The 25,321-nt window shown below is 41.9% G+C and carries 18 protein-coding genes and 2 pseudogenes; 11 read left to right on the forward strand and 9 right to left on the reverse strand.

The annotated features are described in order from the left end of the window. Positions 1 to 160: 160 nt before the first annotated feature. The 4 genes and pseudogenes from pbpC to ACX27_RS32885 all read left to right on the forward strand — a co-directional run bounded on the left by pbpC (position 161) and on the right by ACX27_RS32885 (position 6,157). A pseudogene (gene pbpC, locus ACX27_RS15660) lies at positions 161 to 2,436 on the forward strand (penicillin-binding protein 1C). A 197-nt stretch (positions 2,437 to 2,633) separates the two neighbouring features. After that, positions 2,634 to 4,520 (forward strand): ATP-binding protein, encoded by a 1,887-nt coding sequence (locus ACX27_RS15665; RefSeq protein ID WP_083468753.1) that lies wholly within the window; start codon positions 2,634 to 2,636, stop codon positions 4,518 to 4,520. Positions 4,521 to 4,529: 9 nt separating this feature from the next. After that, positions 4,530 to 5,792 (forward strand): sensor histidine kinase, encoded by a 1,263-nt coding sequence (locus ACX27_RS15670; RefSeq protein ID WP_062294214.1) that lies wholly within the window; start codon positions 4,530 to 4,532, stop codon positions 5,790 to 5,792. Positions 5,793 to 6,001: 209 nt separating this feature from the next. Next, complete coding sequence (locus ACX27_RS32885; protein ID WP_200929810.1) at positions 6,002 to 6,157, forward strand: hypothetical protein; 156 nt, start codon at positions 6,002 to 6,004, stop codon at positions 6,155 to 6,157. A 4-nt stretch (positions 6,158 to 6,161) separates the two neighbouring features. On the opposite strand, the gene ACX27_RS15675 is transcribed toward ACX27_RS32885, so the two are convergent. Continuing rightward, complete coding sequence (locus ACX27_RS15675; RefSeq protein ID WP_235526229.1) at positions 6,162 to 6,713, reverse strand: hypothetical protein; 552 nt, start codon at positions 6,711 to 6,713, stop codon at positions 6,162 to 6,164. 378 nt (positions 6,714 to 7,091) lie between these two features. Beyond that, positions 7,092 to 7,448, reverse strand: coding sequence for a Rieske (2Fe-2S) protein (locus ACX27_RS15680; RefSeq protein WP_062294219.1), 357 nt, complete (start codon positions 7,446 to 7,448; stop codon positions 7,092 to 7,094). A gap of 151 nt (positions 7,449 to 7,599) precedes the next feature. Here ACX27_RS15680 and ACX27_RS15685 point away from each other — a divergent pair, with 151 nt between their 5' ends. Further along, entirely contained in the window at positions 7,600 to 7,860 is a 261-nt protein-coding gene (locus ACX27_RS15685) for a hypothetical protein (protein WP_062294221.1), read from the forward strand. Between the two features lie 242 nt (positions 7,861 to 8,102). Here the strand turns inward: ACX27_RS15685 and ACX27_RS15690 are convergent, their stop codons facing one another. Then, positions 8,103 to 9,212: a ferrochelatase gene (locus tag ACX27_RS15690; protein WP_062294223.1), complete on the reverse strand. Its 1,110-nt coding sequence runs from the start codon at positions 9,210 to 9,212 to the stop codon at positions 8,103 to 8,105. A 338-nt stretch (positions 9,213 to 9,550) separates the two neighbouring features. Here ACX27_RS15690 and ACX27_RS15695 point away from each other — a divergent pair, with 338 nt between their 5' ends. From ACX27_RS15695 to ilvB, 3 genes are all read left to right on the forward strand, one after another. After that, complete coding sequence (locus ACX27_RS15695; RefSeq protein ID WP_062294225.1) at positions 9,551 to 10,093, forward strand: hypothetical protein; 543 nt, start codon at positions 9,551 to 9,553, stop codon at positions 10,091 to 10,093. A 183-nt stretch (positions 10,094 to 10,276) separates the two neighbouring features. Further along, positions 10,277 to 11,539, forward strand: a complete 1,263-nt coding sequence (locus tag ACX27_RS15700) for an MFS transporter (RefSeq protein WP_062294227.1) — start codon at positions 10,277 to 10,279, stop codon at positions 11,537 to 11,539. A gap of 218 nt (positions 11,540 to 11,757) precedes the next feature. Next, entirely contained in the window at positions 11,758 to 13,653 is a 1,896-nt protein-coding gene (ilvB, locus tag ACX27_RS15705) for a biosynthetic-type acetolactate synthase large subunit (protein ID WP_062294230.1), read from the forward strand. A 148-nt stretch (positions 13,654 to 13,801) separates the two neighbouring features. Here ilvB and ACX27_RS15710 read toward each other — a convergent pair whose 3' ends face one another. The 3 genes from ACX27_RS15710 to lepA form a co-directional block, all read right to left on the reverse strand. Then, entirely contained in the window at positions 13,802 to 14,839 is a 1,038-nt protein-coding gene (locus tag ACX27_RS15710; protein WP_062294232.1) for a cyanophycinase, read from the reverse strand. 163 nt (positions 14,840 to 15,002) lie between these two features. Next, positions 15,003 to 16,190, reverse strand: coding sequence for a glycosyltransferase family 4 protein (locus tag ACX27_RS15715; RefSeq protein WP_062294234.1), 1,188 nt, complete (start codon positions 16,188 to 16,190; stop codon positions 15,003 to 15,005). 436 nt (positions 16,191 to 16,626) lie between these two features. After that, positions 16,627 to 18,438, reverse strand: coding sequence for a translation elongation factor 4 (lepA, locus tag ACX27_RS15720; RefSeq protein WP_062294236.1), 1,812 nt, complete (start codon positions 18,436 to 18,438; stop codon positions 16,627 to 16,629). Positions 18,439 to 19,008: 570 nt separating this feature from the next. Between lepA and ACX27_RS15725 the strand changes: the two genes are divergently transcribed. Next, on the forward strand, positions 19,009 to 19,245 hold the full coding sequence (locus ACX27_RS15725; protein ID WP_015113554.1) for a hypothetical protein: 237 nt from the start codon (positions 19,009 to 19,011) through the stop codon (positions 19,243 to 19,245). 145 nt (positions 19,246 to 19,390) lie between these two features. Further along, positions 19,391 to 21,145, forward strand: a complete 1,755-nt coding sequence (locus tag ACX27_RS15730; protein WP_062294237.1) for an ATP-binding protein — start codon at positions 19,391 to 19,393, stop codon at positions 21,143 to 21,145. Between the two features lie 203 nt (positions 21,146 to 21,348). Here the strand turns inward: ACX27_RS15730 and ACX27_RS15735 are convergent. Then, positions 21,349 to 22,654 (reverse strand): annotated as a pseudogene (locus ACX27_RS15735) (glutamate-5-semialdehyde dehydrogenase). Between the two features lie 174 nt (positions 22,655 to 22,828). Further along, positions 22,829 to 23,752, reverse strand: a complete 924-nt coding sequence (locus tag ACX27_RS15740) for a nucleoside hydrolase (RefSeq protein ID WP_062294238.1) — start codon at positions 23,750 to 23,752, stop codon at positions 22,829 to 22,831. A gap of 17 nt (positions 23,753 to 23,769) precedes the next feature. On the opposite strand from ACX27_RS15740, the gene ACX27_RS15745 reads away from it, so the two are divergent. Continuing rightward, positions 23,770 to 24,201, forward strand: a complete 432-nt coding sequence (locus ACX27_RS15745; RefSeq protein ID WP_062294239.1) for a nucleoside deaminase — start codon at positions 23,770 to 23,772, stop codon at positions 24,199 to 24,201. Here ACX27_RS15745 and rbsK read toward each other — a convergent pair whose 3' ends face one another. Beyond that, positions 24,202 to 25,149 (reverse strand): ribokinase, encoded by a 948-nt coding sequence (rbsK, locus tag ACX27_RS15750; RefSeq protein WP_062294240.1) that lies wholly within the window; start codon positions 25,147 to 25,149, stop codon positions 24,202 to 24,204. Positions 25,150 to 25,321 lie beyond the last annotated feature (172 nt).

The following is a 25,321-nucleotide window of genomic DNA, read 5'->3' on the forward strand; positions in this document are numbered from 1 at the left end:
GTATACAATGGATAACCAATTTAGTGTAGTTATTTCCAAAAATCACTACAATTCTTAATTTATATTGATAGAGATTGTTAAGTCTTGGAAATAATCACTGATAAAGAAAGAGTCACCGCGCCACAATTAAAGTAAGTTTTAATATACAGGGGAGTCCCCGATGAGACTAAGTAGGCGGCTCATCCAAAAGTCAAAATTTTTCTTAGCTATTGTATTTGTATGCCTAGTGGTGCGGCTACTGCCTTATTTTGCGCCTATACACACCGCAGATATCGCCCAAAATAAGTTGGCTTTGGAATTTAGCGATCGCAATGGGCTACCATTAGGAACAATCCTTACCCGTGACCAAGAACATACCGCCGTCGTACCCTTAAATCAAGTTTCTCCCCAATTTATCAAGGCAATTATCGCCGCCGAAGATAGCAGTTTCTACCATCATGGCGCGTTGGATATGAAAGCTATTATCCGCGCCATCAACCAAGCCATTCACGCTAAACAAATAGTCTCCGGTGCTTCCACAATTACCATGCAGTTGGCGCGGATGTTAGAACCATCATCTCGCAACTTCTCAGGGAAACTGCAAGAAATTTGGTTAGCTTGGCGGTTAGCGGCAGGAATGAATAAAGATGAAATTCTCGCTGCATATATCAACCGTCTCCCATTGGGCGGCAATCTATATGGAGTAGAAGCCGCAACCCGGACTTATTTTTCCACACCAGCGAGTGAGTTAAATCTTGCCCAAGCGAGTCTTTTGGCTGCTATCCCTAATAATCCCACCTACTTTGACCCGCTACAACATTGGGATAGACTCAAACAGCGTCAAAAATACGTCCTCAACCGGATGGTACAGGATGGCTATATCACCCAACAAATAGCCGACAAAACCCAAACAGAAAAGGTGGTTTTTCAGTCTCGTCAACGGGGAATTATCGCCGCGCCTCATTTCTTGTTTTGGTTAGCAAATCAGTTATCAAATACCCAACAAGAAACATCTCCCATTTTTACCACCATCGACCGACCATTACAACAATTCGTCGAAGCACAAGCACAACAAGTCATCTCTACCCTCGCCGCTAACAATGTCCACGATGCAGCAGCTTTGGTAATTGACAACCACACTGGCGAAGTTTTAGCTTACGTCGGTTCACCTGACTATTTCAACGAAACCAAACTCGGACGTAACGATGGCGTACAAGCACTGCGTCAACCAGGTTCTACCCTGAAACCCTTTGTCTATGAGTTGGCGTTAGAAAAAAAAACTGATTCGCCCAAACACCATCTTGGCAGATGTCCCCGCCCACTATGCTATTCCTGGTGCGAAACTTTATAGCCCTACAGATTATACTCAACGCTTTCTCGGCCCGGTAAGGGTGCGGATAGCGTTAGCCAATTCTTTAAATGTGCCGGCGGTGCGAGTATTAGAAAAAAATTGGTGTACCGAGTTTTTTAGCACGTCTGCGTGAACTAGGCTTTACTCACCTCAATCAAACCCCAGAATATTACGGTTTGGGTTTAACTCTCGGTAGTGGCGAAGTCACGTTATGGGAACTCGCTCAAGCTTACGTCACAATGGCGAGACAAGGACAAAGTATCTCACTTGTAACTACTGTTAACGATTCTTCCATCCAAAATCTCAAATCTAAAATCGAAAATTCGACAACATGGCAACTAATTACTGATATGTTGAGCGATCGCCACGCCCGCGCCACCGCTTTTGGTGTAGACTCAGTTTTAAACTTGCCTTTCCCCGCCGCCGTCAAAACTGGTACTTCTTCTAACTTCCGTGATACTTGGACAGTTGGCTTTACCACCGACTACACTGTTGCAACTTGGGTAGGAAATTTCAACGGCGAACCGATGCGTCAAGTATCCGGTGTGATGGGTGCAGCGCCTTTGTGGAACCGCATTATGTTGCACCTGCACGAAAACCAAGAACCCGCAGCGTTTACAGTTCCCCAAGGGTTCATTCAACTTCCTATATGTGCAGATTCCGGTTTACGCCCCACAGCAGATTGTAATTCTATTGTGCAAGAGTATTTTTACCCAGAAGATAAAATTGCTTACGACACTCAAGACAAGTTTAATTTACCGCCCGAATATAATGATTGGTTAGCCAAGCAGCAATCAAATTTTGTCTCTAGTAATTTGCGAATTGTTTCGCCCCAAAATGGTGATTTGTACTTACTCTATCCAGGTACAGAAGGACAGCAAAAACTAGAATTTAAACTAGCCGGAAATCCCTCATCAGTTGAGTGGTGGTTGAATGGTGAACAAATAGATACAAAATCAACTAATTTATTTTGGTATCTGCGTCCAGGAAACTGGAATTTAGAAGCGCGGAGTGGAGACACCAGCGATAAAGTGAATTTTCAAGTAGAATTAGCCAAAATTCGACCAACAAAGCGGGGTTTTTCAGTTGTTAATTCTCAGAAGTAAATGTAGTAGCTGATTATAGCATAAAAACCGCCAAATAATAGCTAATACTTGCCATAGCAATTCTCAATTATGCAAGAGAAGCCAGGTAGCTAAATCCTAATCTTTACAAATTAAATATGTTTGCCATCGTTCATCTTGAGTAAAGATTTGGGAATACTAAGTTTACGTAATTTAATACAGTACTAGCAATCTCTAGCATGATATTGGCATTTGTTCCCTATTCTATGTACGTGGCTGGGTTTATTCCACATGGACATTGTTATCTCTGGAAACCCGAACTTGTATGGCTGAATATTATTTCTGATGGCACGATCGCCTTAGCCTATTATTCCATACCTCTGTTACTGATTTACTTTATTTTCAAACGTCAAGATGTCCCCTTTAATAGCGTATTTCTATTATTTGGGGCTTTTATCTTGGCTTGTGGTAGTGGACATTTAATGGATATTTGGACGCTTTGGCATCCTGATTATTGGGTTTCATCAATTGTAAAAGCTTTTACAGCAATTATCTCAATATATACAGCCTTTGCCTTAATTCATCTCATACCACAAGCTCTGACACTACCTAGTCCAGCACAGTTAGAAGCTATCAATAAAGTGCTGAAAACTGAAATTATTGAGCGTAAACGTATCGAACAAGAATTACGCCTTGCTGAAGAAGCTGCTAAAAACTCTAACCAAGCCAAGAGTGAATTTCTCGCTAATATGAGCCATGAATTACGCACACCACTCAACGGTATTCTTGGCTATACACAAATTCTCCAACGCACAGAAAAATTAAGTGAAAAAGGAAGTAAAGGTGTCGGGATTATTTATCAGTGTGGCTCTCATTTATTAACCCTGATTAATGATATTTTAGATTTATCTAAAATCGAAGCCAGAAAACTAGACTTAAATCCCATTGATTTTTATTTACCTGCATTTATCGATAGCGTCAGTGAAATTTGTCGTATCCGGGCTGAACAAAAAGTCATCGATTTTCATCTATTACTTGACCCAGATTTACCCATCGGTATTCGGGCTGATGAAAAACGCTTGCGACAAGTGTTAATTAACTTACTGGGTAATGCTATTAAGTTTACTCAACAAGGCAGTGTTACCTTTAAAGTCAAAGTTGTTAACCAAACTATTAATAATCAAGAAAAAATCATTTATAAACTTCGTTTTGAAGTGATAGATACTGGCACAGGTATTACACCTGAGCAAATCGAAAAAATATTTGTACCGTTTGAACAAGCAGGAAGTCAAAAACGCCAAATAGAAGGTACAGGATTAGGATTAGCCATCAGCCAAAAAATTATTTCGTTAATGGGTAGTCAAATTCAAGTAGAAAGTGAATTTGGCAAAGGCAGTAGTTTTTGGTTTGAGGTAGAATCACCAGAATCTAAAGATTGGGCGAAAGTTTCTAGAGTAGTCGAACAGGGAATTATTATCGGTTATCAAGGACAAACACGCACAATTTTGATTGTGGATGATAAATGGGAAAATCGCTCGGTGATTGTCAATTTATTAGAACCAGTAGGATTTATTGTCATAGAAGCTACTCACGGAAAAGAAGCATGGGAAAAAATCAATACTCATCAACCAGACTTGATAATTACTGATTTAGTCATGCCTGTCATGGATGGGTTTGAGTTGATTAAAAGTTTGCGTCAGTCTAGTCAATTTGCCAAAATACCTGCGATCGCTTCTTCTGCCAGTGTCTTTGCAATTGACGAATATAAAAGTATTGATATGGGTGCGAATGCCTTTCTCCCTAAGCCAGTAGAAGCAGAAACACTCCTGGAACTACTGCGGCAATTTCTCCAACTAGAATGGTTATACGACAATCAAAGAAATAATATAAAACAAACCAAAACGCCGACTTCAGATGCGTTAGATAATTTTATTCTGCCTGACAAAGAAGTTTTACAGCAATTCTTAGGACTCACTCAAGATGGCGATATTCAAAACATTTTAGAACTAGCTGAACAAATTGCTTCTCAGCAGCAGTTCCAAAAATTTACTCATCACATTATCCAGTTAGCAAAAAACTTCCAACTCAAACGTTTAGAAACTTTTATTCAACAACAAATTAGTTAATTCAGCATCATGAATCAGGTTTTAACTAAGAGATTTATTTTGATTGTGGATGATAATCCCACCAATTTATCTGTGCTTTCGGAAGCACTAGCGGGTGAGGGTTGGCGTTTTCGTGTAGCAGTGGATGGCGAAAGTGCGATCGCTCAAGCCGAACGCAACCAACCAGAATTAATTTTACTTGATGTCCAAATGCCTGGTATTGACGGCTTTGAAACCTGTCGTCGTCTCAAGGCGAACCCGGTAACGCAAAATATTCCGATTATTTTCACCACAGCCTTAGCTGATACAGAAAGCAAAATTCAGGGATTTTCTCTGGGTGCGGTTGATTATATCCCTAAACCCTTTGCCCAAGAAGAAGTAATTGCACGAGTGCGGGTGCATTTACAACTCCAGCAATTAACTCAATCTTTGGAAGAACAAGTACGCGATCGCACCACTGCATTACAAAAAGCCCAAGTGCAACTGGTACAGCAAGAAAAACTCTCAACTCTCGGAGAGTTAATCGCGGGAATTGCTCACGAAATGAACAATCCTATTGGTTTTATAGTCAACAACATCCCACCTTTACAAGAATACATTGCTGACATCACCAAGCTACTAAAACTTTATGAACAAGAATATCCCCAGCCAACAACCAAAATTTCTACTTTTATTCAAAACTTGGATCTGAAATTTGTCGTCGAAGATTTAGTAAAAATTGTCAGTTCTATCCAGGTAGGTTCAGAACGCATTCAGCATCTTTCAACTTCACTCCGCAGTTTTTCACGTTCAGATAGCAACACCAAATTACTCGCTGATTTGCATACGGGTATCGATAGTACGCTGATGATTTTACAACATCGCCTCAAGCCTAATGGCGATCACCCCGCAATTGAAGTGATGCGGTCTTACGGTAAGTTACCTCATGTTCACTGCTACATCGGTGAGATGAATCAAGTATTTATGAATCTACTGGCTAACGCTATTGATGCCCTTGATGAAGCAATTATCCAAGGCAAAATGAGCGATCGCATTCCACAAATTCAAATTATCACCGATGTCAATTCCCAACACATGGCAATAATTAAAATTGCTGACAATGGTATCGGTATTCCTGAAAGACTCAAACAAAGACTGTTTGAACCTTTATTTACGACAAAACCCGTCGGTAAAGGTACAGGACTTGGTTTATCCATTGCCCATCAAATTGTTGTCGAAAAACACAACGGCATCATGGATGTTCATTCTCAACCAGGTATCGGAACTGAGTTTACCATCGCAATTCCGATTTAAATTCATCTAGTTGGTAGCCTAAAAGATATAGTCATACCTAGAAGTTTACCTAGATGGCATAAACCATAGGTATACCCAAATATTTGGAATTAGAGAATATTTTTATACCTTGCAATCGCCTAAATAAACTTAATAATACCTCTTCAGAAATTTGCTGTTTTGAAATTGATGATTTAAAGTAGTGCTGAGTTTTTCGGAAACAATCATCAATGACTACTTTAACGACAGAAAATCAAAAATCAACCAAGCAGAAAAAGCAGTCTTTAGGACGCGTAGATATTGGTTCTCCCAAAGTACCATTCTGCAAAACCAAAAAGACTAAGCAAGAACACGAGTTACTCAGTGACTGGGAACACGCTAGTTAATCTATTACGAGTTGAAACTCCACTGACACAATTGAGATACTGGTGTCATCCGGGGGCGATTGTATTGGTAAAATCCCTCAAGATTTAGTAAAGCTTTGCGGTACAAAATCCACGTAGCACTATCCTCGTCAACATTGACGGTATTGAGGATATTTGCCTGACTAAGTGTTAAATGTTCTTCTGCATCCCACTTAAACTCAGCAGAATCGACTGTATTTTTCTGCGGAATATCCCACAAAATACTTAGACCTTCGCCTGTGATACGATTTTTATCTGCTATCCCACGCACACAAACAAATTGATCAGAGTGCGGATACCCATAATAACCATTCACTTGATTTCCAGTTTTAGAAAAATTAAAACAAACTCCAGCTCCATCCCGCCAATCTTGGGGGTCAGGTTGACTGCAAAATTGATATTGACCATTTACTAAACTGGCAATATTCACTGGTTGATTGGTCAACTGCAAGTCTTGAGCCAAAGGGACTTTATCAGAAATCAGTGAACCTGTGAATAAAGTTAAACAAACAATACCCATTGGTAAGAAATTGCTCATGGTCAGCATCATCTCACCGATATATTTCTGGGAAACTTGCTTGGAGAAAAAGATTTAAATTAACTAATTTCTAAACAACTGGAGCCGCAGCAACCACCATAAACATTAGCAATGCCAACATCAAAACCAAGAGTTTGACAATTAGGTAAGTTGTAGGATCATAAAGTGAAAAATCGCTAAACATGAGACACCTCCATTAACCATGTTTGCAAAGTTAATTTCAGCAATAAACCTGATGGGGATTAACTGTCTTTCCTACATTTATATTTTCTCTCAAAATTTCCTGACCAGAACCATCATGTAATTTTAGGTAACATTTCTCTTGTGTAAGCAGGGTGGGCAGTTTGCCCGCCCAATTAATGCGATCGCAATTTTAATTTAACTTTCAGGCACATCAATCAAAATACTGCCTTCTTCCACACGTATCGGAAAAACTGGCAGTGTTTTTTGTTGTGAAACTAATGACAATACCTTACCAACTCCTGGTGGCCAAGGACACCAATTATTCACCTGTCCAGTACTCAAATCAAAAGCACTGCGGTGAAACGGACAAACAATCGCCCCGTCTTCAATTTTGCCATTCTTCAAAGGTAATTTTAAATGCGGACAAGTATTTTCTACTGCATATAATTGATTCTCATGATTGAGCAAGAGAATTTTCCGTTTACCAACATTCACAACTTCTCTCGCACCAGGGGCAAGTGCATCAGCCGCCAGAACTTTAGTCCAGCCCATTGAGTTCTCCTTCATTAATGGATCTGTTTTCAGTTTCCCGCAATTGTGACATCAGTGCCTATTGTTGCCTCCTGACTGCTTCCATAACAGGCGGTATAACATAAAGTAGACAAGATACTAACTTTAAATTACTTTACAAAGGTAGTAAAACATGGGTCGCATAAATCCCTACACCCTGCAAATGCAAATTACCCGGATGTTTGACCAAGGACAATCATTTTTCGCTACAACCAAAGTCCAGGAATGGTTAAAAGAACGTAATCAAAATCCTTTAGACTACGATATTGTTTTCCACCAAAAACCTGCTCCTCCTGGCTCTAAAGAAGTCATGGTAGTAGAAATTGAACTGCGCCGCAAAGATGGACAGCCTGTAGATGCTTGGCTGCAAGAACAAGCTAACCTTCATGCCTAAGTCTTGAAAGTGCTGAGTCACCGAAGTTTGCTCAACGCGGGGAACCCGCGCACGCAAGTTCTCTCCGCACGCAACTTCTCGCTGAGTAGTAACTCAGTTCCTAACAGATGCTTTGACTGCTATGCAATTTTGGATTTTAGACTTTGGATTTTGAATTATCCGTAAGAAGGGTGGACAAAACTTTGCCCACCCTTCTTACTATCGAAATTATTAATTCTGACTTCTGGCTTCTGACTTCTTCATCAATGATGGTGATGATGTTCAGTTAAATGAGGATTCACTGTCACCGCTTGTTCTGACAATAAATCGGCAATATGAGAATTTGCCCATTCTGCTGCCATTGCCAAAAATTCTGGATTGTCGTTAACACAAGCCATCTGCACATAATCCACACCAGAATGTTGCTTTTCTAAAGCATGAATAATGTGATGGACATCTAATAAAGTTTCATGGTTTTCGGTAGCGAAACCAATGGGCATAAATACTATGACTTTTGCACCTAATTGAATCAGGTTTTTAGCAGCTTGTTCAGCGTTAGGCTGTGTCCATTCAATTAAAGGTGTATCGTGATTTAACCAGCCCACCGATATTAACGGATAGCGGTTAATCAATTTTTCTCTGACTAAATCGTAAAGTGCTTGGCTTTCAGTTATTCCAGAGGTGAAACCTTTGGCTTTATGCGGACAACCGTGATTCATTAATACAATCCCGATTTGGGAAGGTAAGTAATTTGCGGCTAAATCAGCATCGATTTTTTCTTCTACCAGATGCGCCATCAAATCGATGTAAGCTGGTTCGTTGTAAAAAGAGGGAATGTAACGCTGTCCTTTAACCCAGTGTTCTTCTCCGGCTGTGATTTCGGCTAAAGCGTTATTCACTTGCTCGATCGCAATTCCACTAGTAAAGATTGAATCAACAACCAACAGGGGGTAGATTAACAGCTTATCAAACCCTTGGCTCTGGATTTCTGCTAAAACTTGCTTGGGCAGAAATGGCGCACAGAAGTTAAATGCTTTGAATACTTTAACGCGATCACCCCACTTCGCTTGTAAATTTTGTTCAATACCCGCTCGTTGCTGCTCAAATATGGCGTTATGTGGCGAAATAAAATCATGATGTGTATGGCCCCATTCATGGCGGTCAAATAGCGCCAAAAGCCTTGCTAGAGGAGGATAAATCCAAGTGGGAACGGGTGCAAACTTCGCTGTGAGTAAATTTAAAGCCTGTTCGTTATAGTTGGCAAAATCTTCGTAGCTTTCGACTTCACCATAGCCCATTAATAATACAGCTACACGGTCTTGACCAGGTAGATGCTCATGGGTGTGTTGCAATTTTTCTGGGGTAGCAACCACAATACATTCCTCAATAGAAATTCAGAGTCAAGAGCTAGGTAATAGCTCTCGTGTATTTTTCTGAATGATAAATCATTATCCCTTCCGGGGGGATAGGATAACCAGAAAATTAACAACAATACTTCAAAAGACATACTTAGAATTAATCCTAGATACTGAGTATGACAAAATAATTACCGAGTATCCTCAAGAAAAATTTAACTAATAGGTTCTCTTTATGTGAGATTTTTAAGTATGTTTTATGTCTTTTTGTTTAAATAAAAATACTTAATTGAATTCTGAATTAATGAACAAAAACGCCAGAAAGAGCAACTGTCACTTGTGAGCATAAAAGATAAATGATGATCATCCTTTGCCCAGGAATTCATGAACCAGAACTCACAGAAAACTTTATTTCAGGCTGGTTAAGCGAAAAAAGAGATAAAATTATGGTGTTTCCGGGGCAAGGTATTTTAGCATTATCAGCCCCACATATTTTGCAATTTTTAGGCGATCGCTGCAAAAACCGTCAAAATTCACCTATTGTATTTATTAGCTTCAGTGCCGGAGTTGTGGGAGCGATCGCCGCCGCCTGGAACTGGCAAATCTGGGGAGGACAAGTCAAAGCATTTATTGCTATAGATGGATGGGGTGTACCTTTATGGGGGGATTTTCCCATTCATCGCCTCAGCCACGATTATTTTACACATTGGAGTTCTTTGTTACTCAGTAGTGGGCATAATAATTTTTACGCAGAACCAACCGTTGACCATTTATCTATGTGGCGATCGCCCCAAAATGTCCAAGGTTGGTGGGTAGACTCTTCAAATGAAGATTCTCCCCAAAAAATGCGCTTGACTGCTGCTGAGTTTTTGCATTTGTTGCTAAAACGCTATGAATAAAAATAGTCCGGAAAACAGCATCAGCAAACAGGAGTGAGAAATAGAAGACAGAAGAATTTTAGATTTTGGATTTTCAATTGTGTTATCCAAAATTGAACTACCAGAAAGCTAAAATTTCACACTTTATACTTTATTCTTTCCCTCAGCTGTTCTATCTACCCTAGTCGTTATCACTAAGAACCGATGTTTCCAACTGAACCTGCTGCTGTCAATAATGGGTTTAGCGCACTGCTAAAAAACCGTGGCTTCATGCTTCTGTGGATTGGACAACTCATTTCCCAGTTGGCAGATAAAGTCTTTTTCGTGCTGATGATTGCCTTACTGGAATTTTATCCAGCCCCATCAGGATTAGCCGAGAACTCGATGTACTCAACTTTGATGGTGGCATTTACCATCCCCGCCATTTTATTCGGTTCTGCGGGTGGTGTGTTTGTGGATCGGTTGCCAAAAAAGCTGATCATGGTAGGCTCCGATATTGTGCGTGGGCTATTAACACTGTGTCTGCCCTTTTTACCAAGAGAATTTTTTATTTTATTAATTCTCACCTTTTGCATCTCTACAGTAACGCAGTTTTTTGCCCCCGCAGAACAAGCAGCCATCCCCTTATTAGTACGGCGAGAAAATTTATTGGCAGCCAACGCCCTGTTTAGCAGCACCATGATGGGCGCGTTGATAGTAGGTTTTGCCATTGGAGAACCCATATTAAGTTGGGCTAAAACCTTAATGGGAGAAGAATACGGGCAAGAAATTATCGTTGGCGGACTATACATTTTATCGGGTGTGATGATGCAACCGATTCAATTTAAAGAACATAAACCCCATCGAGAACATCGAGTATCTGTGAACCCTTGGGCGGAATTTAGAGAAAGTGTGCGCTACCTCAAGAAAAACCGCTTAGTTTTAAATGCAATGCTGCAACTAACCACCTTATATTGTGTGTTTGCAGCTTTAACAGTCTTGACAATTCGATTAGCAGAAGAGTTTGGTTTAAAAGAAAAGCAGTTTGGCTTTTTCTTAGCAGCTGCTGGAGTTGGAATGCTCATCGGGGCTGGGATTTTAGGTCACTGGGGGGATAAATTACACCACAAGCCTTTACCTTTGATGGGATTTTTAGCAATGGCACTAGTTTTGGGAGTCTTCACATTTACCCATAACTTATTGCTGGCATTAGGCCTGTGTACATTGTTAGGTATAGGTGCGGCCTTAATTGGCGTACCTATGCAAACTTTAATTCAGCAACAAACACCACCAACCATGCACGGTAAAGTATTTGGTTTTCAAAACCATGCCGTAAATATTGCTTTATCTGTACCTTTAGCCATTACTGGGCCATTAACAGATGTCCTTGGGTTGCGTGTGGTACTAGTGACAATGAGCGTTGTCGTTGCTGCTGTTGGTGTTTGGGCATGGCAAAATACCCGCCGAGTATTACAAGATGTGATTTAAAGAGCTTGATTGTCTATGATGAAAGATAGTTAGCTGCAAAATAATTTTTGAATTGATATTTTTGCAAGATTCAGCACAAACAGATTTATCTGTTTGTCACTTCTACCTTGTGATTGATATTTAAAAAATCGGTAGGCACTAAATCGAACTTTTCCATTAAAATGAAATCTTAACTACAGAATTTAAGCGTTAACTTAGCTATTATCTGAGGTTCGACCGTGACCTTGAGCTTGCCTTCCCCGATTAGTCCCGCAAAAACCGAGAATCAAAACCAGTCTGCTGCTCAATCGTCAGTTGTGACACCCAAACGGGCAACTGGTGGTTTCGCTTTACTAGATAGCCTCCTCCGCCACGGCGTTGAGTATATTTTTGGTTATCCTGGTGGGGCAATCCTGCCGATTTATGATGATTTATACAAAGTAGAATCCACTGGTGCGCTGAAGCACATCCTGGTAAGGCATGAACAAGGCGCAGCCCACGCCGCAGACGGCTATGCCCGCGCCACTGGTAAGGTAGGAGTTTGCTTTGGGACTTCTGGCCCTGGGGCGACCAATTTGGTAACAGGTATCGCTACAGCCTACATGGATTCGATTCCAATGGTGATCGTCACGGGACAAGTACCCCGGAAAATGATCGGTACAGATGCGTTCCAAGAAACCGATATTTACGGCATTACTTTACCCATAGTCAAGCACTCTTATGTTGTGCGCGACCCCAAAGACATGGCCAGAATTGTGGCTGAAGCATTTCACATTGCCAGCACAGGCAGACCAGGGCCAGTTTTAATTGATGTCCCCAAAGATGTAGCCTTTGAAGAATTTGATTATGAGCCTGTAGAACCAGGTACAGTCAAATTACCTGGATATCGCCCCACAGTTAAGGGAAATCCCCGCCAAATCAATGCGGCAATTAAGTTGCTGAAAGAAAGCCGCCGTCCATTGTTGTATGTTGGTGGTGGTGCGATCGCAGCTAACGCCCATGAAGAAGTTAAACAGTTAGCTGAGTTATTCAATATTCCTGTCACCACCACATTGATGGGAATTGGTGCATTTGATGAACATCATCCTTTGTCTGTGGGGATGTTGGGAATGCACGGCACAGCCTACGCTAACTTTGCTGTCAGTGATTGTGATTTGTTGATTTGCATTGGGGCAAGATTTGATGACCGCGTGACTGGTAAATTAGATGAATTTGCCTCCCGCGCCAAAGTAATTCACATCGACATCGACCCAGCAGAAGTAGGGAAAAACCGCATTCCTGAAGTACCCATTGTTGGTGATGTCCGCAATGTACTGCTTGATTTGTTGCGACGCTGCAAGCAATCTGGGATTAAACCTACACCCAACCAAAACCAAGAATGGTTGAATTTAATTAACCGTTGGCGGGAAGAATATCCCTTAGTTGTTCCCCAGCACCCCGACAGCATTTCTCCCCAAGAAGCCATTGTCGAAGTTAGTCGCCAAGCACCCCACGCCTTCTACACCACAGATGTAGGTCAGCATCAAATGTGGGCGGCGCAATTCCTCAAGAATGGGCCACGCCGTTGGATTTCCAGCGCGGGTTTAGGAACAATGGGTTTTGGCTTACCTGCGGCTATTGGTGCAAAAGTCGCCTTCCCTGACGAAGAAGTGATTTGTATTAGCGGTGATGCAAGTTTCCAAATGTGTTTACAAGAATTGGGAACAGCAGCACAATATGGGATTAATGTCAAGACTGTAATCGTTAACAATGGTTGGCAGGGAATGGTGCGTCAGTGGCAACAAGCTTTCCACGGCGAACGTTACTCTTCTTCCAACATGGAAGTTGGGATGCCAGATATTGAGTTATTGGCGAAAGCTTATGGTATCAAAGGCATTGTAGTTAAAGAACGGGAGCAATTAAAAGATGCGATCGCCGAAATGTTGGCGTATAACGGCCCCGTCATCTTAAATGTTCACGTCACCAGAGATGAAAACTGCTATCCAATGGTAGCCCCTGGTAAGAGCAACGCCCAAATGGTCGGTTTACCCAAGCAACCACCCACAAGTTCTGTAGAACCTGTTTGTTGTAGTCACTGCGGTAGCATGAATGCGCCAAACCATAACTTCTGTTCTGATTGTGGGACGAAGTTGTAAGTAAAGTCAGGTTGGGTGTAAGGGTGTAGGGGTATAGGGGTGTATGATAGGCAGGAGGCAGGAGGACAATTAGAAAGGTTTTCAGACCTTCTAGTTGAAGACCGAAGTTACTTCTTCCCCTCACCCCCTTACACCCTCATACCCTCTCTTAATAGGGATCTGAATTAAACCTCCCCCGCTTCACACTTCTAAAGTAATAACCCCGGTTTGGCGGGTTTCTCAGGTCGAATGTATCGCCACTGGGAACCCGCCAAATTTTATAGTCATGGTAAGTCAGAGGTGTTCGGGGTTTACATATCTCCGGCGGGTGGTCACCCAAGACAAAGTAGGCGGCGTTTCTCCCCATCACCTTGGCTAGACCATATTTATCTATGACAAGGGATGTCTCCTCACTAATAGCTATTCCTAAAACGCGGTTAGCTTTACCATCTTGAATTTGTCGGGCAATAAAAGCCATAATGCGACCCATACGTTTACGGCTATCAAAGTGGGTATCGATGATAGTTCCGCGCAAATGACCCCATTGAAAAAAATCGTATGTAAAGGTGATATTTCGATAAGGGTCTTCGAGTATTTCTCTTGTTTCTATGCTGTCTTCGCAAGCACAAGAATCGTAGATATACTCACTGTGAATCATTGCACCTGCACTCGTCCCGCCAATTGCACCGCCTCTAGTGTAGACTTCTCGCACAGCGTTTTCTAGTCTGGTGTTTTTCCAACTGCGGATATATTGACATTGGTCGCCACCAGCAAAGAAAACTACGCCAGCTTTTCTGACTTTGGTGACGATATCTTCCCGGTTGGCATCATTACGGTTACTAATGATGAGTGTTTTGACTGAGTTTACACCTCTCATTCCATAAATGAGGTGATTGTAATCATCACTGCCATAAGTGCGGAGAACCACCACATCAACTTTATTGGCGCTGCTACTAGTATCTCCACGAACTTGGTCAATCATCCATTGAATAGCCTTCTCAACATCAGGGCCACCACCGCCTAAGTTAAGTACGGGGCCAGCTAGACGAGGAAGGTGGGAAAGGGGCGGAACAACATCAACAGTGTTGTCAATGAAGTGGCGTTTCAGGTATGCTGTAAGACGGGTTATTAAACTGGCACCCATCCTTAACAACACAGTTCCCAAATTCTTCCAGAACTTTGCTATATCTGGGAATGCCTTCGTCATACTAACTTTATAGAGCAAACTGCATTTACTGTTTACTCTCGCATCAGAAGGCTTGAAATTCCCAGCGTACAGGTCTTGTAATGTTTTTTAACGTCAAATAGTCCAGAGTAATCATTTATTCTCTGGTTTGGGGGCAGTATCCTCAGTTTTACTCTGTGTTGAATTACCAGATAACTTGCGATCGCTCCTGCGCCACTCGCTGATAAACTGACTCTGTTTGCTGGGCTAATTTTGACCAGCTAAAGCGGCGTTCTAAATCTTCGTAAGCATTATCAACCAGCCATTGCCGATATTCGGGGTTTTTCAAAACCTCCAAAATTCCCCACGCCAAAGAATCAGGATCATTTACCCCAGTGACGATACCTGTTTTGGTATGCTGAACAACTTCCGGGAAACCACCAGTGTCGGAAACTACCACGGGTACACGCGATGCAAAGCTTTCTAAAGCCACGATACCAAAGGGTTCATAAAAACTAGGAAATACAGCACAGTCGGCGATGGTTTGGAACTTATCTAAGTATTCATCAGATAAGAAACCAGTAAAATAGCATTTATCCCAAATGCCTAAATCTGCGGCTTGGCGTTTAAGATGATCGGTATTACCGCCACCAATAATCACAAATTTAACGTAACCACCCATCTCTGCAAGAACTTTGGGTGCAGCATTTAATAATACTGGTACACCTTTTTCATGAGTCATCCGCCCGACATAGTAAACAATTTTTTCACCATCGGCGGCAAATTGGCGGCGAAAATCTTGCGCGTGAAAATCTTGGTGATGCTGTTTTTTCTCTGGACGGATACCGTTATAAATCACATCGATTTTGTCCCAAGGGCTGCTGAGGGCGCGTTCTACTTCGCGGCGCATATAGTCCGTACAAACAATAACTCGCCAAGCATCGAAAGCGAGTAAGTTTTCTTTGCCGTGAATATAGCGTTGAATATCGTTATGAATGCCGTTATAGCGTCCGTATTCTGTGGCGTGAATTGTTGCAATTAAAGGGATTTTAAAAGTATGCTTGAGGGCGATCGCTGCATCACCCACTAACCAATCATGGGCATGGATAATATCAAACGGCCCTTCCTCCAAAATTAACTTACCACCGTGATGACCCATGCTTTGGTTAAGATTGACAATCCAGTGAAAAAAGTCATTACTATGTCCCACCGGTACCCGATGCACATTTATGCCTTCCACAACCTCATACATCGGTGCTTGACCAAATTCCACTGTAATTAAGTGAATTTCATGCCCTAACTTAGCTATTTCTGGATACAACTCAGCTACGTGTCTCGCAATACCGCCGACTATTCTTGGTGGAAATTCCCAACTTAATACAAGTATTTTCATGTACTAAAATCTCCAAATTTTTATAAATTTCTCAAAAAACTAGCTGTATCTCAAAAATACAAGGAGAAGAAATCTATTGAGTCGGTATGTTTACCAAAGTTTTCTAATTTTTTAATAATTTTAGGGATAGATCACAGGTTATCAAGGTTGAGCAGATTCGCAAATACCTTATGAAACTTACTAGGTTAATTGATAAATGTTCCTAAGGGGATGAAGTCTCTTACCCCTTTGTTGAGTTTTATGTAAGCGTACAAGGGTGTAAGTTCGGTCTGTAACCTGTAACCTATCTCCTGCTATATGTCCAAATTTTCAGGACATAAATAAAAGAATGTCAAGAGAATCTTCCCTTAGACATTCCTGGTAGTTGCTGTATGCAGTTAATAACAGTCTTTATCCAATAAAAGTCACAATGGATTCTGACTTCTAAATTCTTTAATTAATTTTGATCCAAGCGTAACACTGCCATAAACGCTTCTTGGGGTACATCTACCGTACCTACAGCCTTCATCCGCTTTTTACCTTTGGCTTGCTTCTGCAACAGTTTCTTCTTGCGGCTGATGTCACCGCCGTAACACTTGGCGAGGACATCTTTGCGTAAGGCGGGGATATGTTCACTGGCGATGACTTTACTACCAATGGCGGCTTGAATTGGCACTTTAAATTGATGGCGGGGAATTAATTCTTTGAGTTTCTCAGCCATTGACCGCCCGACGTTATAAGCTTTATCACGGTGGACAATCATTGCTAAAGAATCCACAGGGTCGCCGTTAATCATGATATCTAGCTTCACCAGGGGATTCTCGCGGTAGCCAATGATATGGTATTCCATACTGGCATAACCGCGCGATCGCGATTTCATCTGGTCAAAAAAGTCGGTGACAACTTCTGCCAAGGGTATTTCATAAGTTAAGGTGGTGCGCCCTTGGGTGAGATATTTCATATCTTTGAAAATACCACGGCGATTTTGTGACAACTCCATCAATGTGCCGACAAAACCCTCCGGTGTAATCATCTCTACCTGTACGTAGGGTTCTTCGATTTTCTCGCGATCGTTGGGAGCAGGCAAATGGCTAGGATTATCAATATATAATTCTTCACCCTTAACAGTAGTTACTTTATAAACTACTGAAGGCGCAGTAATAATTAAATCCAAGTCATACTCACGCTCTAACCGTTCCTGCACGATTTCCATGTGCAGCAAGCCCAAAAACCCGCAACGGAAGCCAAAACCCATCGCGCTCGAAGTTTCTGGTTCGTAATGCAGCGCCGCATCATTGAGTCTGAGCTTTTCTAAAGCTTCCCGCAAGTCTTCAAATTGGTCAGCATCAATGGGGAACATCCCACAAAAGACCATTGGGTTAGCTTCGGTGTACCCTGGTAAGGGGTCTGCGGCTTTGGCATTAGATAAGGTAATGGTATCGCCCACCCGCGCATCAGCTACGGCTTTAATGGCGGCTGCTAAATAACCCACTTCCCCGGCGTGGAGGTCATCAACTTGCTTTTGAGTGGGAGATAGAACACCCAACTCGTCGATTTCGTATTCCTTGCCGGATGCCATTAGGTAAATGCGATCGCCTTTTTTCACGCGCCCATCCATCACCCGGAAATACACAATTACGCCCCGGTAGGGGTCGTAATAGCTATCAAAAATTAACGCCCGTAAACGTTCATTAACTCTATCGGGTGCGGGTGGAATGCGTTCCACAATCGTCTCTAAAATCTCATCAATGCCAATGCCTTCTTTGGCTGAGGCGAGAATCGCCCCACTGCAATCAAGACCGATAATTTCTTCAATTTCGCTAATTACCCGGTCTGGTTCTGCCCCAGGGAGGTCAATTTTGTTGAGAACCGGAATAATTTCCAAGTTATGCTCTAACGCCAAGTAGACATTCGCCAGAGTTTGAGCTTCTACGCCTTGAGACGCATCCACAACTAACAGCGCCCCTTCACAAGCCGCTAAACTGCGTGACACCTCATAAGAAAAATCTACGTGTCCGGGAGTGTCAATTAAATTTAATACATACTGCTGACCATCTTTAGCAGTGTAATTCATCCGGGCAGCTTGCAGCTTAATGGTAATGCCGCGCTCCCGTTCTAAATCCATATTGTCGAGAAACTGCTCCTTCATCTGTCGTTCATCAACAGTGCCGGTAGCTTGCAACAGGCGATCGGCCAGGGTTGATTTCCCGTGATCAATGTGAGCAATAATACAGAAATTGCGAATGCGAACTGCGGGAACGTCAGTCATATACTATCTTTGCTGAAGCAGCAACCAAGGTTATAAAGAGCGATTTACTTAATGTATTTTAATGCTTTCTTTGCCAAGACGCTGCTATTTAGGAGAGGGAGTGGGGAGTGGGGAGTGGGGAGGTAGGGGGTAGAGGGGGCGAGGGGGACAAGGTAGATAAGTCTGTAACATAACGAATGACTAATAACAAATGACTATTGACCAATGACCAATGACTCTTAAGTATTTTGCAAATCTATATAAAGTCTCTATAATTAAGTCTATTTTTCCTTGCAGGTATTGAACAATCAGCAGCGTACAATAAAGATATATAAGTACATAGTGTAGGGATCGTGGGCAGTTACACCTCGTAAATGCTCGGATCTACTGATTTACTGACAAAAGTTCTAGAGCATTGAAACAGTGAGTTCTATGAAAATGGCCACTTAAAAATCTCAAGCTGTTATTTTTGGTGAGAGTTCGGGGAACTATGTATCTATACCTTTAAGATTTGTCAGTAAACTAACCCGAAACTTGAGTAGAACTACTTTACAAAGCTTTGGAGAAAACAAATTCAGAGTATATAAACCTATGAATATGAAAGAGAGAGCTACCGAAGGGGAGCAAAGACAAGGCGATAAGGTAGAAATTGCTGTCCGCCTAGATTCTGAGTTATTAGAGCAAATTCAGCATCTTACCAATGATCCTAGCAAAGTCATTGAGGTGGCAATTCGCCAATGGTTACGGGGTGAGATTCCTAGAGATGATGAACTGACACGGACTCCTTATCGCACACCTGTACCGCCTAGAGGTGAGTGGAATGATTGACAGCCACAAACAAGCTTTTCATAGACAAGAACACAAAGGTCAATCATCGTGTTCACAACAGCTAAAACACCCAATGTAAGTCTGCAAAAGCGTTAGCCGAAGCAAACCTGTATTGAGTTGCCCCTTGTCTACCCAACTCGATTAAATGACTATTACTGCCAACTCCCAATTGCCAAACTTATTTTCTCAAAATCTGGAAAACATAGCTAATCAAACAAATGGCTCGTCACCAGCTCTCGGTGCTGAGTTGGTGTATGTGCAGGATGGATCAGGCCGCTACCTGACGTTTTATTGGCAGCGTAGTGAAGTTCTGGGATTAAACCCTGAGCAAGTAGTCAGCAGCCATGAAGAGGAAATTTTTGCTCCTGTGGATAAGGTAGCTTATTTGGAACGATTGCACCGAATTTTAGCAAATTTGGTGCCAGAAAAGTTTCAATGTTGGTTTCGCTACCAGCAAGAGTTGTATGAGTTGGAATTAGTAATTTGTCCAATCATGCCGCCACTGGGAACTGCCGCTACTACAGTTGTAGTGATGGGGCGGTTATTGCAGGCGACAGTGAATCAACAAGAACACAGTACCACAGCCAAAGCGCCTACACCAATCGAGTTGGCTTTACGTTCGCAACAACATCAAAAACTAGTAACTAAAATTACTAGAAATATTCGGCGAACTTTGGACTTAGACATTATTTGGCAACAAACAGTAGACAGTTTGGGTAAAGCCCTCAAGTTAGAACGTTGCATTATCTGTCCCTATCAGCCCTCTAGCTCCAAAGTGCGTGTCATAGCAGAGTACCATCAGCCAGAACGCAGTTCGATGCTTGGCTTAGAAATAGATGTAGCTTCTGAGCCAGCATTTGCCCAAGCATTAGCCACTTTAGAACCTGTGGTGATGGAGGTATCGCAATATGCACTTTGTCCAAATCAGAAAGTTTTAGTAGTTGCAACCTGCTATCAAGACCAAGCCAATGGTTTGATTGCTGTGGCTGTGCGAGATGAATGTTATCCTCTAACAAAAGCCGAACTAGAATTAGCGAAAGAAGTAGCCGATCAATTAGGAACTGCGATCGCTCATGCTACTTTATATAAAGAATTAGAAGCAGCCCGACAAAAAGCCGAAGAAGCATCACGCCTCAAAAGTGAATTTTTAGCCAATGTTTCCCACGAAATTCGTACTCCCCTCAACGGGATGATTGGCTTTTTAAAGCTGATTCTAGAGGGGATGGCAGACGACCCAGAAGAACAGCACCAGTTTCTCTTAGAAGCTCATCAATCATCCATCCACCTGCTGAATATCATCAATGATATTTTGGATATTGCCAAAATTGAAGCAGGCAAAATGGAATTAGATTGTGCCCCTGTTAAATTAGATGAGCTATTTTGTGGTGTAGAAAGTTTTATGCGTCCCCAAGCAGAAATGAAAAACCTCAGCTTTCGGATGCAAATTCCCACAACCTGCGATGAAATTGTTGTTCAAGGGAATTATCAACGGCTACTCCAAGTCATGCTGAACTTGGTCAACAATGCCATTAAATTTACCCATGAAGGCGGTATAACCATCACATCCGAAATTGTCCAGAAAAAAGTCAAATTCCAAGAACAGCAATTTCCCGGTATGGTTAGAGTCAGGGTAGCCGATACAGGTATTGGTGTTTCTTTAGACAAGCAAGATAAATTATTTCAATTATTTTCTCAAGTAGATGGTTCCCGCACTCGCCAATATGGCGGTACAGGTTTGGGGTTAGCAATATCCCAAAAGCTAATTGAAGCAATGGGTGGTGAAGTACATTTTTACAGTCTGGGTGAAGGGCTAGGTTCAACTGTCACCTTTACCGTACCTTTGTATCATCAACCAGTGATTGTTTCTTCCAGTGACGGTAACATAGATTGTGCTTGTTGATATAGGTTACAGGTTACAGGTTACAGGTTACAGTAAAAATACTAGTACAGGTCGGCGTAAATAAACAGACCACACTGCGACTATGCTCAGTGACCATAAGGAATTGCTAAAAGGCTTGTGGTATCAACATTCTTTCTTTTTACTTTTGCCTTTTTACTTTTGCCTTTTTACTTTTGCCTTATTGTACTAGCCCCTACCTCTTCTTACAAATCTCGATGGATAAACGCCTTGGCATTTGAGCCTGTGTAACTAGCGACAATGTGACCATTACCAGTCATGTGATATTTATAAGTTACCAAGCCTTCTAAACCAACAGGGCCGCGGGGAGGCATTTGTTGGGTACTAATGCCAACTTCTGCGCCAAAACCATAGCGGAAACCATCAGCAAAGCGTGTGGAACAATTATGAAACACGCCAGCAGAATTTACCAAGCCAAAGAAAGTTTCTGCGGTGGCGATATCTTCAGTAATAATTGCGTCGGTGTGGCGAGAACCATATTGGTTAATATGAGCGATCGCATCTTCTAAAGAGTCTACAATTTTAACTGACAAAATTAAATCGCTATATTCGGTTTCCCAATCAATTTCGGTGGCTGGGGCAATATTTGGTAATATTTCTAAGGTACGTTGCTCACCTTTTAATTCCACATTATTTTCTGCTAAAGCTGCGGCAACTTTGGGGAGAAATTCTCCGGCAATGGCTTGATGTACTAATAAAGTTTCAATGGCATTGCAAGCGGCTGCATATTGAATTTTGGCATCAACAGTAATTTCTACGGCTTTGTTAATATCAGCAGCTTGATCAATATAAGCATGACAAATGCCATCAGCATGACCAAGAACAGGAATGCGGGTATTTTCTTGCACAAACCGCACAAAAGAATTAGAACCTCTAGGAATAATTAAATCGACATATTTATCTAATTTTAAAAGTCCTACAGTTTCTTCTCTGGTGGTGAGTAACTGCACCGCATCAGGACTTACAGCAGTTTGAGATAATCCTTGTTTAATGGCTTTGACTATTGCTTCACAAGAACGTACAGCTTCTTTACCACATTTGAGAATTACACCATTACCTGATTTAATCGCCAAAGAAACAATTTGAATGGCGGCTTCGGGACGCGCTTCAAAAATAATGCCTAACACACCCAAAGGACAAGAGATGCGTTTGAGGACTAAGCCAGTATCGAGTTCGCGGTGAATCTGGACTTTACCTATTGGATCAGCCAGTTTACCAACATCTCGGACTCCAGCGATCGCATCTCTTAATTTATGTTCATCTAACTGCAACCGCTTATACAGAGGTTTAGCAATTCCTTCCGCCGCCGCAGCTTGACAGTCAGCTAGATTTGCTTGCAATATTTCCTCTCTGGCTGATTCTAACCCTTGGGCAATCGCAGCGATCGCTTCATTTTTCGCTTCTGTGGACAGAATTGCTAATTTACTTGCAGCCGCGCGAGTTTTTTTCGGCAATGTTAACTAGGGATGATGCAACTTCAACAATGGTCATGAGAAAAAATAACTCTTAATTATGGTAGAAACATATACAGCAGAATCCAGAAGTCAGAAGTCAGAATAGTTTTGCTGCCTAAGTTTGAAAACTAAATTGTGTACTTCATTCACTAAAAATCTGCTGTATTTTCCATCCTATAGCAATCTGATTTCCACTGTTTCCTGTTACCTTTCATCTTGCCCATTGCTGCAAGATATAAGCATAAAAAGCATCTTTATCAACTGTATCCATTGCATAAATCTTCCGCCCACCAGGAACAACTTTCGTCCGTCCTTGACTTAAGCCAGTGGTAATAATTTCCGTTTCCCACTCTCGTAGTTGATAAAATTCTGGGTGTCCTAAATAAGCTGTCGCCAGCACATCCCAAAAATAATAATCTTGGGGAATTACCAGTGCGTAACATTGTCCGGCTAAATCAGAGATGGGATAGTGACGTTGCTTGCCCATTTTGTAGACAATATCTGAGGTGACTGGCACATTGTTAGTTAAATCTAAAGGACACATAATAATTTCAATTTGGGTTTGCCAAACTCGCGCGGCGGAAACTGCATCCCAATAAACATTCCACTCCGCCGAACCATCTTGTCCGGCTTCTAAACTTTTTTCGACATTTCCACCAACGTTCAACGCGCCACCCATCCAGACAATTCTTTGAATTTTGGCTTCAATATCTGGTGCTTTATCTAACGCCACTGCAACTGTCGTTAATGGCCCTGTTACCATCAGTGTTACTGGTGTTGCTGCTTCTTGTAACACCCGCACCATAAAATCTTGTCCAGGTTCGGCAACTAGAGGTGTATTAATAGTATCTTGCTGGTTGAGAATGGGGAGATGGTCAACAATAAACGAATCACGCCGATAAAGCCGAGGAAAAGGATTGATACCGCGTACTGTACTTTCGGCAACTGGGATGTGAGAAAATCCCATCAAATCAATGATTTTACGTGTCGCACTAACAGCAGGTTGAACATAACAATCAGCAGGAGTGACGACAACACCAAGCAATTCTATGTGATCCATCGTCAACAGCAGCATAGTTGCTAGATAATCATCTACACCACCATCGTGATCCATTAATACCAGTTGTTTTGACATATAAGGAGAATAAGAGAATGGATGAATTTATGCAAGCTGCGATCGCCCAAGCTAGACAAGGTAGACAAGAAGGTGGAATTCCCATCGGTTCCGTTCTCGTCAAGGATGGCCAGATTCTTGGTAGAGGACACAATAAGCGCGTCCAAGATGGCGATCCTGTTACCCATGCCGAAATTGATTGTCTCCGTAATGCTGGCAGAATTGGCAGTTACAGAGGTATCACCCTATATTCAACCTTAATGCCGTGTTATTTGTGCGCCGGGGCAGTTGTGCAGTTTGGCATCAAAAAAGTCATCGCCGGTGAATCTCGCACATTTCCTGGCGCAAAAGAATTTATGGTATCTCACGGCGTAGAAGTAATTGATTTAAATTTAGATGAATGCGAACAAATGATGAGTGAATTTATTCAAACCAACCCCGAACTATGGAATGAAGATATTGGGAAATAGTCAATAGTTATCTCCCTCGCCTCCCTTGTCTCTCCTATCTTTAAGGAAAGCCTCAAAAGTCAACTTATCAGGTAACGAAGTTTGTGCGCCGGGTTTTGTGGCTGCTAAAGCACCTGCGGCTGCACCCCAAACAACAGCTTGATGTAAAGACATTCCAGTGTAAAGTGCAGCTGCTAAACCACCATTAAAAGCATCACCCGCCGCCACAGTATCTACAACATTCACAGGAAAAGCTGGTACAAAAAATGTTTCTTCGGCTGTGGCACAAACTACGCCTTTTGCGCCTAATTTGACGATCGCAGATTTTACACCTCTTTGCAAGAATACTATCGCGGCTTTGGTTGCTGACTCTTGGCTATCTACCTTAAAACCAACTAATTGTCCGGCTTCTACTTCATTGGGGGTAATAATATCCACTAAAGGGTAAAGTTCGGCGGGTAAATCAGATTGTGCCGGCGCAGGATCAAGAATTACAGTAATATTTGCATTGCGTCCAGCTTTAGCAGCTGCCACAACCGCACCCAAAGGAATTTCTAATTGTAAAAGTAATGCTTTGGCTGTTGGTAATAAAGGCAATAATCTCTCCACATCTGCTTGATTTACTTCTCCATTTGCACCAGGAACCACCACAATTTGATTTTGTCCAACATCATCAACAATAATTATGGCAACACCAGAACTGACACTTTCATCTCGGAAAATATTCTCAGTTTGCACACCAGCCGTTTGCAAATTATCCAACAGTTCTGCACCAAAACCTTTGCCTCCCACACGTCCCACCATCTGAGTTGGAATTCCCAACCGCGCTAAGGCTACGGCTTGATTTGCACCTTTACCCCCTGGGACTTGAAAAAAGTTTTTTCCCAATAAAGTTTCGCCACTAGTTGGTAAATGGGATGCGGTGGCGACTAAATCTAGATTGATACTGCCGAAAACAATAACACTCATAACGATAATTTTGCTGAGTTAATTGAATGAGATGAATATTACAAACCAGTAAATTTATTGAATTTTTTGAGCTTGATTTTTATAGATATCAAAAATTTAACAACATATCTTGCCAACTTAGTAAAAACTTTACTCACAACAGCAACAGCTTTAAGGTAAATACATATACAAA

Source organism: Nostoc piscinale CENA21, assembly GCF_001298445.1.
Taxonomy (GTDB): Bacteria; Cyanobacteriota; Cyanobacteriia; order Cyanobacteriales; family Nostocaceae; genus Nostoc_B; species Nostoc_B piscinale_A.

Bases quoted from the DNA above. Each gene is read 5' to 3' on its own strand.
- ACX27_RS15700 (WP_062294227.1), top strand. From the start codon at position 10,277: ATGTTTCCAACTGAACCTGCTGCTGTCAATAATGGGTTTAGCGCACTG.
- ACX27_RS15685 (WP_062294221.1), top strand. From the start codon at position 7,600: ATGGGTCGCATAAATCCCTACACCCTGCAAATGCAAATTACCCGGATG.
- ACX27_RS15715 (WP_062294234.1), bottom strand. From the start codon at position 16,190: ATGAAAATACTTGTATTAAGTTGGGAATTTCCACCAAGAATAGTCGGC.
- ACX27_RS15665 (WP_083468753.1), top strand. From the start codon at position 2,634: ATGATATTGGCATTTGTTCCCTATTCTATGTACGTGGCTGGGTTTATT.
- lepA (WP_062294236.1), bottom strand. From the start codon at position 18,438: ATGACTGACGTTCCCGCAGTTCGCATTCGCAATTTCTGTATTATTGCT.
- ACX27_RS15670 (WP_062294214.1), top strand. From the start codon at position 4,530: ATGAATCAGGTTTTAACTAAGAGATTTATTTTGATTGTGGATGATAAT.
- ACX27_RS15710 (WP_062294232.1), bottom strand. From the start codon at position 14,839: ATGACGAAGGCATTCCCAGATATAGCAAAGTTCTGGAAGAATTTGGGA.
- ACX27_RS15725 (WP_015113554.1), top strand. From the start codon at position 19,009: ATGAATATGAAAGAGAGAGCTACCGAAGGGGAGCAAAGACAAGGCGAT.
- ACX27_RS15740 (WP_062294238.1), bottom strand. From the start codon at position 23,752: ATGTCAAAACAACTGGTATTAATGGATCACGATGGTGGTGTAGATGAT.
- ACX27_RS32885 (WP_200929810.1), top strand. From the start codon at position 6,002: ATGACTACTTTAACGACAGAAAATCAAAAATCAACCAAGCAGAAAAAG.
- ACX27_RS15675 (WP_235526229.1), bottom strand. From the start codon at position 6,713: ATGAGCAATTTCTTACCAATGGGTATTGTTTGTTTAACTTTATTCACA.
- ACX27_RS15680 (WP_062294219.1), bottom strand. From the start codon at position 7,448: ATGGGCTGGACTAAAGTTCTGGCGGCTGATGCACTTGCCCCTGGTGCG.
- ACX27_RS15745 (WP_062294239.1), top strand. From the start codon at position 23,770: ATGGATGAATTTATGCAAGCTGCGATCGCCCAAGCTAGACAAGGTAGA.
- ACX27_RS15695 (WP_062294225.1), top strand. From the start codon at position 9,551: ATGATGATCATCCTTTGCCCAGGAATTCATGAACCAGAACTCACAGAA.
- rbsK (WP_062294240.1), bottom strand. From the start codon at position 25,149: ATGAGTGTTATTGTTTTCGGCAGTATCAATCTAGATTTAGTCGCCACC.
- ACX27_RS15730 (WP_062294237.1), top strand. From the start codon at position 19,391: ATGACTATTACTGCCAACTCCCAATTGCCAAACTTATTTTCTCAAAAT.